A 12,259-nucleotide genomic window follows, 5' to 3' on the forward strand; every position below is an offset into this window, starting at 1 on the left:
TCGGGTCTACTAGCCTCGACAACGTGCACAGGGGGTTGCGTATTGTTGCCGGCTTGTTCCTCGGTTTCGCCACCGCGCCGGTGAACCTGCTGGTGGTGGTGCTCGCCCGGTCGAGGGCCACCGCCGTCGCCCGGTGGGAGCGCCGCCGCCTCGAATGGTTCCTCGGAATCGATGCGGCCGAGCCGGCCCCCGGGCGGGCGGTTCGGTACCTCGCAATCCGAACAGCGGTCGGTTTGTTCGGCGGGTTCGTGCTGGTGTGGCTCTTCTACGGCCTTTACTGGGGTCTGGTGATCGCCTACCGGCTGGTGGCCGGCGACGGCACCGGGCTGGCGGACGACTGGGCGGAGTTCGCCTGGACGGGCCTGATCGGCGTGGTCCTGCTCTACGTGGAGGTCCAGGGCATCATCGGCGTGGTCGCCCTGGAGGCGAAGGTCGCGCACCGGTGGCTGGGCCCCAGCGAGGCCGAGCTGCTGCGCAGGCGCGTGGAGGAGCTGTCCGCGAGCCGGGCGGGCATCGTGGCCGCGGTGGACGCCGAGCGCCGCCGCATCGAGCGCGACCTGCACGACGGCGTGCAGCAGCGGCTGGTCGCGCTGGGCGTGCTGCTGGGCCGGGCCCGCCGCAACCCGGGGGCCGCCGCCGACCTGCTGGCCCAGGCGCACGAGGAGTCCCGGCACGTGCTGGAGGACCTGCGCGAGGTCGCCTGGCGGGTCTACCCGGCCGCGCTGGACTCGCTGGGCCTGGCCGAGGCCCTGGAGGCGGTGGCCGACCGCTCGCCCGTCCCGGTGCGCCTGCGCTGCGCGGTCGCGGACGTCCCGCCGCAGGTGGCGACGGCGGTGTACTTCGTGGTGTGCGAGGCGGTGACGAACGCGGCCAAGCACTCGGGTGCCACCATGGTCGACGTGGAGATCACCGCGGACGACGGCGCGGTGCGCGTCTCGGTCACCGACGACGGCGCCGGCGGCGCGGACCCGGCGGGCGGCGGGCTCGCGGGCCTGTCCCGGCGGGTGCTCGCGCTGGACGGCGGGTTCGCGGTGAGCAGCCCGGCCGGCGGGCCCACGGTGATCACCGCGGTGGTCCCGCGGGCCGGGGTGGCACCGGACGGGGCGCCGGCGGGCGGGGTGCCGTCGGGGCGGGCCCCGGCGGGGGAGGTCCCGTGCGCGTGATCCTGGCCGAGGACTCGACGCTGCTGCGCGAGGGCCTGGTGCGGCTGCTGACCGAGGAGGGGCACGAGGTGGTGGCCGCCGTCGGCGACGCGGGGGCGCTGCTGCGGGCCACGGCCGCGCACCTGCCGGACGTGGTGGTGACCGACGTGCGGATGCCGCCGACGAACTCCGACGAGGGCGTGCGGGCCGCGCTGGAGATCCGCGGCCGGTTCCCCGGCGTCGGCGTGCTGGTGCTGTCGCAGTACGTGGAGCAGCGCTACGCCGCCGACCTGCTCACCGGGCACGCCGACGGCGTGGGCTACCTGCTCAAGGACCGGGTGGTCCAGGTGGAGGAGTTCCTGGACGCGCTGCGCCGGGTGGGCGACGGCGGTGTCGCGTTCGACCCCGAGGTGGTGCGGCGGCTGCTGGCCCGCACGACCTCCCCGCTGGACGTGCTCACCGCGCGCGAGCGCGACGTGTTGTCGCACATGGCCGAGGGGCACACCAACAACGCGATCGCGGCGCGGCTGCACGTGTCGCGCAGCGCGGTGGAGAAGCACGTGAACTCGATCTTCGACAAGCTGGGCCTGTCCGGCGCGGACGGCTACAGCAGGCGCGTGCTGGCGATCCTGCGCTACCTGCGGGCCTGAGACCCCCGCCGCCGGTTCACCCGCGAGACCACGAACCACACCACGGCCGCGGCCAGCAGGCCCAGCACGACCTTGGACACGATGCCCAGGTACTGCTCCACCAGGTGGTAGTTGGCGCCCAGGAAGTAGCCGGCCAGGATCAGCGCGGTGTTCCAGATCAGGCTGCCCGCCGCGGTGAGCAGGGTGAACTGGGGCACCGGCATGCGCTCCACGCCCGCCGGGATCGAGATGAGGCTGCGGAACACCGGCACCATCCGGCCGAAGAAGACCGTGCCCCGGCCGTGCCGGGCGAACCACTGCTCGGCGCGGTCGACGTCGGAGACCTTCATCAGCGGCATCCGCTCGACCACGCGGCGGAGCCGGTCCCGGCCCAGCGCGGCGCCCAGGTAGTACAGCAGCAGCGCGCCGACCACGGACCCGGCGGTGGTCCACAGGATCGCGGCGACCAGGTTCATCCGGCCCTGGCCCGCGGTGAACCCGGCCAGCGGCAGGAACAGCTCGCTGGGCAGCGGCGGGAACAGGTTCTCCAGCGCGATCGCGAGGCCGGCGCCGGGCGCGCCGAACTTGTCCATCAGGTCGGTGACCCACGAGACGACATCCATGATCCGAAGTTACGAACCGGCCGACGCGGCCACCATGAAGCCGACCTCACAGCGGGGTGCGGAAAACCTCAGGCTGGTCCCCCCGCCGACCGCGCGGCGTGCGCGGCCAGCCCCTCGGCGAAACGCGAGATCACGGCTCGGAGCGCCAGGCGGTAGAGCCAGCCGGTGCCCCGCACGTCGGCCTCGAAGCACGAGTGCCAGCGGATCGCCGTCCCGGCGCCGTCCGGCGCGAGGTCGATGAACGCCCGGTAGTCGTGGATCCGCAGGCCCGACAGCAGGACGTAGCCCACCCGCCGGTTCGGCGTCAGTTCGACGACCTCCTCCCTCGTGAGCGCCTTGCGTCCTTTGGTCCGGAATACCCGAATCTCACCGACCCCACTCGCATCACCCGCCCGTTCACGCGCATAGGTGACGATCGGTGCCCAGAGGGGCCAGGTCGAGCTGTCCGCGGCCAGGCGGAACACCGCTTCGGGTGGTGCCGCGCTGCGCACCGTGACGTCCACTCGTTGTACCATGTGGTACATGTACCATTCGGTACATGGAGGGACAAGAGGCGCGGCACCGGTTGCTGTCCGCCGTGGTCGAGCACCTGGCCGCGCACGGCCTCGGCGACGTGAGCCTGCGGGCGCTGGCCGCCGCCGTCGGCACCAGCCACCGGATGCTCCTCTACCACTTCGGCTCCAAGGAGGGCCTGCTCGTCGAGGTGGTCAAGGCGGTCGAGGAGAAGCAGCGGCAGGTGCTGGCGTCGCTGCGCACCGACGACCCGGCCGAGGCGGCGCGGGAGTTCTGGCGGGTGCTCACCGACCCGGCGCTGCGCGCGCACGAGCGGCTGTTCTTCGAGCTGTACGGGCAGGCGGCGCAGGGGCGGCCCGGCACGACCGCGCTGCTCGACGGGATCGTGTCCCGCTGGGTCGAGCCCGCCGCGGCCCTCGAACGCGCCCGCGGGCACGCCCCGGACGTGGCCCTCGCCCGCGCCCGGCTCGGGCTGGCCGTCGCGCGCGGCCTGCTGCTCGACCTCGTGGCCACCGACGACGTCGCCGGGGTCGACGCGGCGATGGAGCAGTTCATCGCGCTCATGACCGGCTGAACTAGGATCGCCCGGCGTGAAGCGGACCCCGGTGGTGGTCGTGGCGGGTTTCCTCGGCGCCGGCAAGACCACGCTGCTCAACCACCTGCTCGCCGCCGCCCGCGGCACCCGGATCGGCGTGCTGGTCAACGACTTCGGCGCGATCGGCATCGACGCGATGACCGTGGCCGGGCAGGTCGACTCGGCGGTGTCGCTGGGCAACGGCTGCCTGTGCTGCGCGATCGACGTCTCCGAGCTCGACGGGATGCTCGCCAGGCTGGTCGGGCGGGTGGACGTGGTGGTGATCGAGGCGAGCGGCCTGGCCGAGCCGGAGGCCATGGCGCGGATGGTGCTGGCGAGCGAGAACCCGGACCTCACCTACGGCGGCCTGGTGCTGCTGGTCGACGCGGCCGAGTTCCCCGACGACCTGGCCCGGCACCTGCGCGTGGCGGACCTGGTGGTGCTCAACAAGGTCGACCGCGCCGCCGACCCCGACGCCCTGGAGCGGGAGGTCCACCGGCTGGAGCCCGGCGTGCCGGTGGTGCGGTCGGTGTTCGGGCGCGTCGACCCCGGCCTGCTGTTCGACCCCCGCCCCCGCACCCGGTACGGCCAGCTGTCGTTCGAGGACCTGCTGGAGCCCGACGAGCACGACCACGCCCGCTACGAGAGCGTCGACTTCACCGCGGGCGCGCTCAACCCCGTGCGGCTCATGGCGTTGCTGGACCGCCGGCCCAAGGGGCTCTACCGGGTCAAGGGCTTCGTGCTGTTCGACGTGCCCGGCCACCGGCAGCGGTTCTCCCTGCACACCGTGGGCGCGTTCCTGCGGTTCGAGCGCTCGGCGTGGGAGGGGCCGCGGCGCACCGAGCTGGTGCTGATCGGCACCGGCCTGGACACCGCCGCGCTCCGCGCGGAGCTGGCGGCCTGCGTCGAACCCGACCCCGGCTCGGTGGACCCGCAGTCGATGCTGGAGGTCCTGCGGTACCTGGCGTGAGGCCCCCGGCACGAGCCGAGGGCCGTCGCGTGGGGCCGGAGAGACTCGAACTCTCACTGGCACGGACCTAAACCGTGTGCCTCTGCCAATTGGGCTACGACCCCGTCGTGCCGAGCTTATCGGCAGCCCCGCCGGCCGGTCGCCGAGGGACCGCCGGCGGGACGACGGGCCGGGGCGCTCCTGAGGGGGAACGGGGTTCCGCGGCGCCGGTCGGCCGGTCCGCGCAACGCCGCGCCCGCGCCTGAACTACGGTTGTCGGGGCACACCGTGGCGAGGGAGGACATGTGGCGCGCGACCCGGACACCATCCAGCGCGAGATCGAGCAGGCCCGTGACGCGCTGGCCGCGACCCTGGACGAGCTGGGCACCAGGGCGAACCCCCAGCGCTTCGTCGAGTCGGGCAAGGAGAGCGTGCGGGCGAAGCTCGACGAGCCCAAGGTCAGGTACGCGCTGGTCGCGGTGGGCGCGCTGGTCGCGTTCGCGCTGCTGCGCAAGCTGTTCAGGTGAGTTCGGAGACCTCCTGGGGCCCCTTGGCGACGAGGGGCACCAGCACCTGCTCGACCACCCGGTCCACGAACGGCACGTCCAGCGGGTCGCCGGTCAGCATCAGCCGGTAGATCAGCGCCGCGCCGGCCAGCTCGACGGCCATGCCGCGCGGCGCCTCCGGGCGCAGCTCGTCCCGCTCGTCGGCCCGCTCCAGGATGCGGCGCAGCACGTCGCGCTGGGTGGTGAGGAACGTGTCGCGGAACGCGGTGGCCAGCTCCGGCTCGTGCGGCAGCTCGCCGACCAGCGCCTGGGCCGCCTTGCCGATCGGGCCGGACAGGAACGCGGCGAACCCGCTCAGGAACTCCCGCAGGTCGCCCTCCAGCGAACCGGTGTCCGGCTCGGGCAGGTTCCGGTGCGCCAGCTGGGTGCAGGTGTCGATCACCAGGTCCAGCTTGGACTCCCAGCGGCGGTAGATGGTGGCCTTGCCCGCCCGGGCGCGGGCCGCGACGGCGTCCATGGTCAGGGCCCGGTAGCCGACCTCCGCCATCACCTCCAGCGCGGCCTGCCGCAACGCGTCGTCCCGGCTCGCGTCCCTGGGTCTTCCCCGTTGGGCGGTGCGAGTCCCGCTGTAAACCGGTGTCGCCATCTCTGCGCTCCCGTCGCCTTTGGGCGGTCATCCTAGGCCGGGGCGCGCGGCCTCAGCCCTCGATCACCTGGTCGTGAGTTCTTCTCGCTTCGGGTTCGCCCGCCGGTGGCACGAGACCCGCACGCGTGTGCAGGTACGCCACCGAGAAGGCGAACGCGTCCCCGTCGAGCAGGTGGACCACGGCCGGGTGGGCGCGCCCACCGGCGAGCTGGGCCACCAGCTGCTCGGCCGCGATGCGCGCCGCGATCAGGCCGGGCGCCGTCGCGGCGAGCTCGTCGGCACCGGCGCGGACGGTGACCGCCCAGTCGTCGCCGTCGCGCCGGTAGTTCGCGGTGATGGGGGGTGTGGGCATGGCTCGGCCTTCCGTCGGTCGGTGCCTCCATATGACCGGCGTTTCGGGTCGAGCATGCCTTCTGTCCCTCTAACGAGTGAGCGGGACCCGGGTTGTGCATATCGGCGCGACACACGGACGGTGCTCGTCCGGTAACGCACGGCACCGGAACGGCGATACTCTGTTCGGAGCACCGAACACGTCCGAAAGGTCGTCATGAGCCGTCGAACCGCTGTCGCCCTGTGCTTGTGCCTGGGGCTGTCGGCCCTGCCCGGGACGGCGTCGGCGGGCCCGTGCCGACACCTGGGCGACCCGCCGTGCCCCTTCCCGACCACCACCGCGGACCTCTCGGGCACCTCGGCCGCGGCGACGACCACCGCCGACCTCTCGGGCACGTCGGCCGTCGCGACCACGACCACGACGACGGCGGCGGTCGCCGGGTCCACGGCGGCCGCGGGCCCGACCTCCGCGGTGCTCGCCGTGGTGGCCACCGCGCCCGTGGTCGCGTCGGCGCCCGCGCCGCGGGCGGTGCCGCCGTCCGCCGACGCGCTGGCGGACACGGGGCCCCGGGCGCTGTGGCCGTCGCTGCTCGGCCTGGTCGCGCTGCTGACGGGGTCGCTGCTGGTGCTGTTCAGCCGTCGGCGGGCGTGAGCCGGCCGGCCACGCCCCGCCACACCACGTCCATCACGTAGGCGGTCGCGCGGGCGGGGTCCACCTCGGGGCGGTGCTCGCACCACAGCGCCAGCCGCTCGGTCGAGCCCACCACGATCTCGGCGAAGGCCGCGGCCTCGACCGGGTCGATGTCGGGTCGGAAGGTCGTGATGACCGCCGCGATGAGGTCGGTCTGCTGGAGGCGGATGCCCTCGACCTCCTCCACCGCCGACGGCACGGTGATCGCCGCCTCCTGGCGCAGCAGCGCCCACGACTGCTTGCGCTCGTCGATGAAGCCGAAGAACGCCAGCAGGCCCTGCCGCAGCACCTCCTCGGGGCCGTCCGCGCCCGCGATGGCCCGCTGCGTGCGCTCGAACAGCTCGGTGCGCGCGCGGTGGATGCAGCCGATGAGCAGGCCCTCCTTGGAGCCGTAGTACTCGTAGAGCATCGGCTTGGACACCCCGACCCGCTCCGCGATCTCGTCCATCGACGCGGCGAGGTAGCCGCGCTCGGCGAAGACCGCCTCGGCGACGTCGAGCATCTGCGCCTTGCGCTCGGCCTTGGGCATCCGGCGGCGCCTCGGCTCCGGGGTGGTCACCCGGCCGAGAGTACTACCGCAAGTAACTTACTTCGAGTAACCTACTGCGGAGTAGTCGCGGACTGGGAGGACGGGCATGCACCGAGAGGTCAAGGTCCTGGTGATCGGCACGGGCTTCTCCGGCCTGGGCATGGCGATCGAGCTGAAGCGGTCGGGCGAGCGGGACTTCGTCGTGCTGGAGAAGGCGGCGGACCTCGGCGGCACGTGGCGGGACAACTCCTACCCCGGCTGCGCGTGCGACGTGCCGTCCCACATGTACTCGTTCTCGTTCGAGCTGAACCCGCGCTGGTCGCGGATGTTCGCCCGGCAGCCCGAGATCTGGGACTACCTCAAGCGGGTGGCCGACAAGTACGGGCTGCGGCCGCACATCCGGTTCAACAGCAAGATGAGCGGTGCCCGGTGGGACGAGGACGCCAAGGTCTGGCACGTCAGCGTCGAGAACGGCGACACCTACACCGCCAGGTCCCTGGTCGCGGGCGTCGGCGCGCTGCACATCCCGAACGTCCCGGCGCTGCCGGGCATCGAGTCCTTCCGCGGCAAGGCGTTCCACTCGGCGCAGTGGGACCACGACTACGACCTGCGCGGCAAGCGGGTGGCGGTGGTGGGCACGGGCGCGAGCGCCATCCAGTTCGTGCCGCGCATCGCCGGCGAGGTCGGGAGGATGACCGTCTTCCAGCGCACGCCGCCGTGGGTGATGCCGAAGATGGACCGGTCGATCAGGAGCTGGGAGCAGCGGCTGTTCGGCGCGCTGCCGTTCACCCAGCGCCTGTACCGGGACTTCGTGTACTGGACGCGGGAGTCGACCGCGCTCGGGTTCGCGGTGAACCCGAGGATCATGGAGTTCGCGCAGAACATCGCCCGGCGGCACCTGCGCTCGCAGGTCCGGGACCCGGCGCTGCGGGAGAAGCTGGCGCCGGACTACACCATGGGCTGCAAGCGCGTGCTGATCAGCAACGACTACTACCCGGCGCTCAACCGCGACAACGTCGAGCTGGTGACCGACGGCATCGCCGAGGTGCGGGAGAACTCGATCGTCGACGCGGCCGGCGTGGAGCACGAGGTCGACGTGATCATCTACGGCACCGGGTTCCACGTGGTCGACGCGTTCGACTACCTGGACATCGCGGGCAAGGGCGGCGTGGACCTGGCCAAGCAGTGGCGGGAGAAGGGCATCGAGACCTACTACGGCATCACGGTCTCGGGCTTCCCCAACCTGTTCTTCCTGCTGGGCCCCAACACCGGCCTGGGGCACAACTCGGTGGTGTTCATGATCGAGTCCCAGATCCGCTACGTCCGCCAGTGCCTGGAGCTGCTCGACCGCCACGGTGCCGACGAGATCGACGTGCGCCCGCAGGTGCAGGCCCGGTTCAACCGGCACCTCCAGCGCAAGCTGACCAGGGGCGTCTGGACCGAGGGCGGCTGCAAGAGCTGGTACCTCGACGCGCAGGGCGTCAACCGCACCGTGTGGCCGGGCTTCACCTGGCGCTACTGGATGCGCACCAGGACCGTCAACCCGGCCGACTACACCCTGACCCGGGCCCGCCGAACCAAGCTCCCCGCCTAACCCCGCGAGTCGAACCTCCAGACCCCGCGTGTCGAACCTCCAGGACCCCCGAGTTCTACATTCAGGCCCCGCACCGGCGATCGGTGCGGGGCCTGAATGTCGAGTTCGGGGGTCCTGAGCGTTGAACTCGGGGGTCTTGAGCGTTCGACACGAGGGGGTTGGAGGTTCGACTCGCGCGGAGTCCTGGGGTCAGGCGGGGACGCCGGCGGCCTTGGCGCGTTCGGTGCGCAGCCTGGTCACGGCCTCCAGTTCGAGGGGGGCCGGTTTGGTGCCGGTGGCCCACTCGATGAGGAGGTCGGCGAGCTGGGGGTTGCGCGGCAGCACCGGGCCGTGGAGGTAGGTGCACAGGATGCGGCCCTGCACGGCGCCCTCGACCGAGCCGTCGTTGCCGGTGCCGACCTTCACGTGCGCCAGCGGCCGGGCCGACGGGCCGAGCACGGTGCGGCCCTGGTGGTTCTCGAACCCCGTGAGCAGGCCCTCGAACAGGCCGTCCGCCGGCGTGGCGACGACCTCGCCGATGGCCCGGCTGCCGCCCGCGTGCGACGTCGAGTCGAGCAGCCCGAGGCCGGGGTGCGTCACCTGGTCGGCCCTCGTGAACGACTCGCCGAAGATCTGGATGCCCGCGCACACCCCGAGCACCACCGCGCCGCGCGCCGCGGCCCGCTGCATGCCCGGGTGGTCCCGCAGGTGCCGCACGGCCAGGGTCTGCGCGGTGTCCTCGCCGCCGCCGACGACGTAGATGTCGCACGAGTCCGGCACCGGCTCGCCGAAGTTCACCGTGACGATCTCCGCGGGGATGCCCCGCCACGTCATCCGCTTCTCCAGCACCACCGCGTTGCCGAAGTCGCCGTAGGTGCCCAGCAGGTCCGGCAGGACCAGGGCGATGGAGACCTTGTCGTTGCTCACTGGGCGGCCCTCGCGTTCAGGTCGCGGAAAGCGGTGTAGTTGGCGATCACCTCGACCGGTCCCGGCGGCATGGCGTCGATCGCCTTCAGCGGGTCCGGCACGATGGTGTGCTCGACCTCGGCGTAGGTCAGCCGCACGGCCAGGTCCGTGGCCCGCTCGCCGGACGCGATCACGCGCCGGCCGCGCAGCTTCTCGAACGGCACGTCCCACAGCCACGACAGGTCGCGCCCGTCGGCCTCCTGCGCGTTGATCACCAGCACCGCGGGGTGGTCGGCCTCCCGCACCACGGTCAGCGTCTCGCTCCACCCGGCCGGGTTCTTCGACAGCAGCAGCCGCGCCTTGTGCCCGGACCGCTGGATCGTCCGGTACCGGCCGGCCACGTTGGACACGCCGCGCAGCCGCTGCACGGCCTCCTCCACCGGCACGCCCACGGCGTGCGCGGCGGCCGTCGCCATGACCGCGTTGGCCTGGTTGAACTTCCCGGGCAGGCGCAGCGACAGCTCGACCTTCACCCCGCCGGGCGTCACCAGGTAGCCCTCGCCGGTCACCCAGTGCGGCCGCGGCCGGGCCAGGTCGCACCCGGTGCACGCCCAGTGCTCGCCCTGCCAGCGGATCGGGTCGCCGCACCGCGGGCACGACGCCGAGTCGTTGTGCCACCCCGTGCCGGTGGCGACCCACACCACCGACCGCGCGTCCCGCGCCGCCGAGGTCACCATGATGTCGTCGCAGTTGGCGACCACGACGCCGGGCACGCCGGTCAGCGCGGTGCGCAGCGACTTCTCGATGGTGCGGACCTCGCCGACCCGGTCGAGCTGGTCGCGCGAGAGGTTGAGCAGCACGGCCACCGCCGGCGCCGAGGCCCGCGCGACCTCCGGGAAGTAGCCCTCGTCGACCTCCAGCACCGCGTACGGCGCGTCGGGCTGCTTGGACAGCGCGGTCACGTGCCCGTCGGGCATGTTCGCGCCGCCGTGGTTGGTGGCGACCTCGCCGAGGGCCGACACGGCGCGGCTGAGCATCATCGTGCTGGTGGTCTTGCCGTTGGTGCCGGTCACCAGCGCGACGGTCCGACCCTGGGTCAGGTTCGCCAGCGCCTGCGGGTCCAGCCTCAGCGCGACCCGGCCGCCGATCATGCCGCCGGCGCCCAGTCCCATCTTCTGGGACAGCTTCGAGCTCATGTTGCCCAGTCGCACGGCGGCCGCGGTGCGCAGCGGCAGGCGGGCTGGGTCTGCACCTGGAGTGTTCGGCAAGCGACTTCCTGCATCGGTGGTGGGGGAGGGGGTCCCCCGATGCTACCGGTGGCCGTGGTGCTCCAGCTCCCGCAGGGTCCTGATCAGCTCGACCGTGCTGAGCTGGCACAACTGGGCCATGTACTCCAGCGCCGGCAGGTCCAGGTGGACCTCGGTCGACTGGCCGGGCACGAGCTGGGCCAGCCTGCCCTGCGCCCAGCGGCGCAGCGGCAGCAGCTGGGGCCGGGTGTCGGAGACGACCGCGGTGAGGCTGACCGGCAGGTGCCCGGTGGGCGTGTCGCCGAACACCCGTTCGTGGACCCGGGCGAGCACCTGGTGCGCGGGCACGCCCAGGGCGACGCAGATCTCCACCAACCGCACCACCGAGCACTGGCGGGTGCCCAGTTCGTAGGTGGCCAGCGTCTGCAGGGAGATGTCGCTCTGCAGCCGCCGGTTGAGCTCCTTGCGGGTCCACCCGCGCTGCTTGCGAAGGCTGCGGAGCTCATCACCGAGCACGCGCTGGTACGCCGCTGTGTCGATCTGCACCGTGGAGTCCTCCATGTCCGCCGGGGTTTCGACGAACCCCACGCAGATGGAAGGGACCATGTGCCGTTTGCTTACGCGGGTTCTTCAATTTATCGCCCGATCGGGCTAACCCAGTCGTACGGAGAGTAGCGTTTCACTCCGCAAGAGCGCTGGTCACGCCCTGTTCGAGCGGACCGAGGAACCGGGGGTCGGGTTTGGCAACCAGGCCGTCCCACATCGCCTTGCCCGCCGCCAGCGCCTCGCGGAAGTACCCGTAGGCCGTCGTCGCCCGCCACTGCCGCGAGGTGTCGTGCCCGACGCCGAACGCCTCCAGACCCGCCGCCCGGCACAGCGCCACCGCGCGCGGCAGGTGGAACGACTGGGTCACCACGGTGAGCCGGGTCACGCCGAAGATGCGCCTGGCCCGCGTGCACGAGTCCCACGTGTCCAGGCCCGCGTAGTCGGCCACCACCACCCGCTCCGGCACGCCCCGCGCGACCAGGTAGTCCCGCATCGCGCTCGGCTCGTCGTAGTCGGTGCTGCTGTTGTCGCCGCTGACCAGCAGCACCCGCACCTTGCCCGCGCGGTACAGCCCGGCCGCCACGTCCAGCCGGCCCGCCAGGAACGCCGAGGGCGTGCCCGCGCTGGTCAGGCCCGCGCCGAGGACCAGCGCGACCGGCGCCTCGGGCACGTCCGCCGCCGCGTGCCGGTACGGCGCGCTGCTCAGCTGCGCCCACGCCCACGGCGTCGCCGCCAGCGCGGTGAGCAGCGCGAGCGCCGCGACCACCCGCCGCCGGGTCAGGCGCCGGGCGAACCGCGCCGCCCGGGCGCGCAGGCGTCCGGTGAAGTCCCCCATGCCGGTCCCCCAAGTCGGTT

General features: G+C 72.7%; 16 protein-coding genes and 1 tRNA gene. 7 read left to right on the forward strand and 10 right to left on the reverse strand.

What is annotated here, in order from left to right; genetic code table 11:
* Positions 1 to 53 precede the first annotated feature (53 nt).
* Entirely contained in the window at positions 54 to 1,163 is a 1,110-nt protein-coding gene (locus EKG83_RS06035) for a sensor histidine kinase (protein WP_063741410.1), read from the forward strand.
* On the forward strand, positions 1,154 to 1,792 hold the full coding sequence (locus tag EKG83_RS06040; RefSeq protein ID WP_033433275.1) for a response regulator transcription factor: 639 nt from the start codon (positions 1,154 to 1,156) through the stop codon (positions 1,790 to 1,792). The genes EKG83_RS06035 and EKG83_RS06040 overlap by 10 nt, the downstream gene beginning before the upstream one ends.
* Here EKG83_RS06040 and EKG83_RS06045 read toward each other — a convergent pair.
* Positions 1,777 to 2,394: a DedA family protein gene (locus tag EKG83_RS06045; protein ID WP_084716813.1), complete on the reverse strand. Its 618-nt coding sequence runs from the start codon at positions 2,392 to 2,394 to the stop codon at positions 1,777 to 1,779. The genes EKG83_RS06040 and EKG83_RS06045 overlap by 16 nt on opposite strands.
* Positions 2,395 to 2,462: 68 nt before the next feature.
* On the reverse strand, positions 2,463 to 2,897 hold the full coding sequence (locus EKG83_RS06050) for an SRPBCC family protein (RefSeq protein ID WP_211269177.1): 435 nt from the start codon (positions 2,895 to 2,897) through the stop codon (positions 2,463 to 2,465).
* A 35-nt stretch (positions 2,898 to 2,932) separates the two neighbouring features.
* On the opposite strand from EKG83_RS06050, the gene EKG83_RS06055 reads away from it, so the two are divergent.
* Positions 2,933 to 3,481, forward strand: a complete 549-nt coding sequence (locus EKG83_RS06055) for a TetR/AcrR family transcriptional regulator (protein WP_033433274.1) — start codon at positions 2,933 to 2,935, stop codon at positions 3,479 to 3,481.
* Positions 3,482 to 3,497: 16 nt separating this feature from the next.
* Positions 3,498 to 4,451, forward strand: coding sequence for a CobW family GTP-binding protein (locus EKG83_RS06060; protein ID WP_033433273.1), 954 nt, complete (start codon positions 3,498 to 3,500; stop codon positions 4,449 to 4,451).
* 30 nt (positions 4,452 to 4,481) lie between these two features.
* Here EKG83_RS06060 and EKG83_RS06065 read toward each other — a convergent pair.
* Positions 4,482 to 4,555 (reverse strand) — tRNA-Leu (locus EKG83_RS06065).
* Between the two features lie 180 nt (positions 4,556 to 4,735).
* On the opposite strand from EKG83_RS06065, the gene EKG83_RS06070 reads away from it, so the two are divergent.
* Positions 4,736 to 4,957, forward strand: coding sequence for a DUF3618 domain-containing protein (locus EKG83_RS06070; protein ID WP_033433272.1), 222 nt, complete (start codon positions 4,736 to 4,738; stop codon positions 4,955 to 4,957).
* Here EKG83_RS06070 and EKG83_RS06075 read toward each other — a convergent pair.
* Positions 4,950 to 5,582, reverse strand: coding sequence for a TetR/AcrR family transcriptional regulator (locus EKG83_RS06075; protein ID WP_033433271.1), 633 nt, complete (start codon positions 5,580 to 5,582; stop codon positions 4,950 to 4,952). The genes EKG83_RS06070 and EKG83_RS06075 overlap by 8 nt on opposite strands.
* Before the next feature lie 52 nt (positions 5,583 to 5,634).
* Complete coding sequence (locus EKG83_RS06080; protein WP_033433270.1) at positions 5,635 to 5,934, reverse strand: hypothetical protein; 300 nt, start codon at positions 5,932 to 5,934, stop codon at positions 5,635 to 5,637.
* 195 nt (positions 5,935 to 6,129) lie between these two features.
* Here EKG83_RS06080 and EKG83_RS06085 point away from each other — a divergent pair, with 195 nt between their 5' ends.
* Positions 6,130 to 6,564: a hypothetical protein gene (locus EKG83_RS06085; RefSeq protein ID WP_153277907.1), complete on the forward strand. Its 435-nt coding sequence runs from the start codon at positions 6,130 to 6,132 to the stop codon at positions 6,562 to 6,564.
* Here EKG83_RS06085 and EKG83_RS06090 read toward each other — a convergent pair.
* Entirely contained in the window at positions 6,545 to 7,162 is a 618-nt protein-coding gene (locus tag EKG83_RS06090) for a TetR/AcrR family transcriptional regulator (RefSeq protein WP_228122515.1), read from the reverse strand. The two genes, EKG83_RS06085 and EKG83_RS06090, sit on opposite strands and share 20 nt — an antisense overlap.
* A gap of 76 nt (positions 7,163 to 7,238) precedes the next feature.
* Here EKG83_RS06090 and EKG83_RS06095 point away from each other — a divergent pair, with 76 nt between their 5' ends.
* Positions 7,239 to 8,726, forward strand: coding sequence for a flavin-containing monooxygenase (locus EKG83_RS06095; protein WP_033433268.1), 1,488 nt, complete (start codon positions 7,239 to 7,241; stop codon positions 8,724 to 8,726).
* Positions 8,727 to 8,915: 189 nt separating this feature from the next.
* On the opposite strand, the gene EKG83_RS06100 is transcribed toward EKG83_RS06095, so the two are convergent.
* The 4 genes from EKG83_RS06100 to EKG83_RS06115 form a co-directional block, all read right to left on the reverse strand.
* Positions 8,916 to 9,632 (reverse strand): type 1 glutamine amidotransferase, encoded by a 717-nt coding sequence (locus EKG83_RS06100; RefSeq protein WP_033433267.1) that lies wholly within the window; start codon positions 9,630 to 9,632, stop codon positions 8,916 to 8,918.
* On the reverse strand, positions 9,629 to 10,807 hold the full coding sequence (locus EKG83_RS06105; RefSeq protein ID WP_084716811.1) for a Mur ligase family protein: 1,179 nt from the start codon (positions 10,805 to 10,807) through the stop codon (positions 9,629 to 9,631). Before EKG83_RS06105 ends, EKG83_RS06100 begins: the two co-directional genes overlap by 4 nt.
* A 114-nt stretch (positions 10,808 to 10,921) precedes the next feature.
* Entirely contained in the window at positions 10,922 to 11,419 is a 498-nt protein-coding gene (locus EKG83_RS06110; protein WP_170191903.1) for a helix-turn-helix domain-containing protein, read from the reverse strand.
* A 118-nt stretch (positions 11,420 to 11,537) separates the two neighbouring features.
* Complete coding sequence (locus EKG83_RS06115) at positions 11,538 to 12,239, reverse strand: SanA/YdcF family protein (RefSeq protein ID WP_051766436.1); 702 nt, start codon at positions 12,237 to 12,239, stop codon at positions 11,538 to 11,540.
* Positions 12,240 to 12,259: the final 20 nt, after the last annotated feature.

Source organism: Saccharothrix syringae (assembly GCF_009498035.1).
GTDB classification, from domain to species: domain Bacteria; phylum Actinomycetota; class Actinomycetes; order Mycobacteriales; family Pseudonocardiaceae; genus Actinosynnema; species Actinosynnema syringae.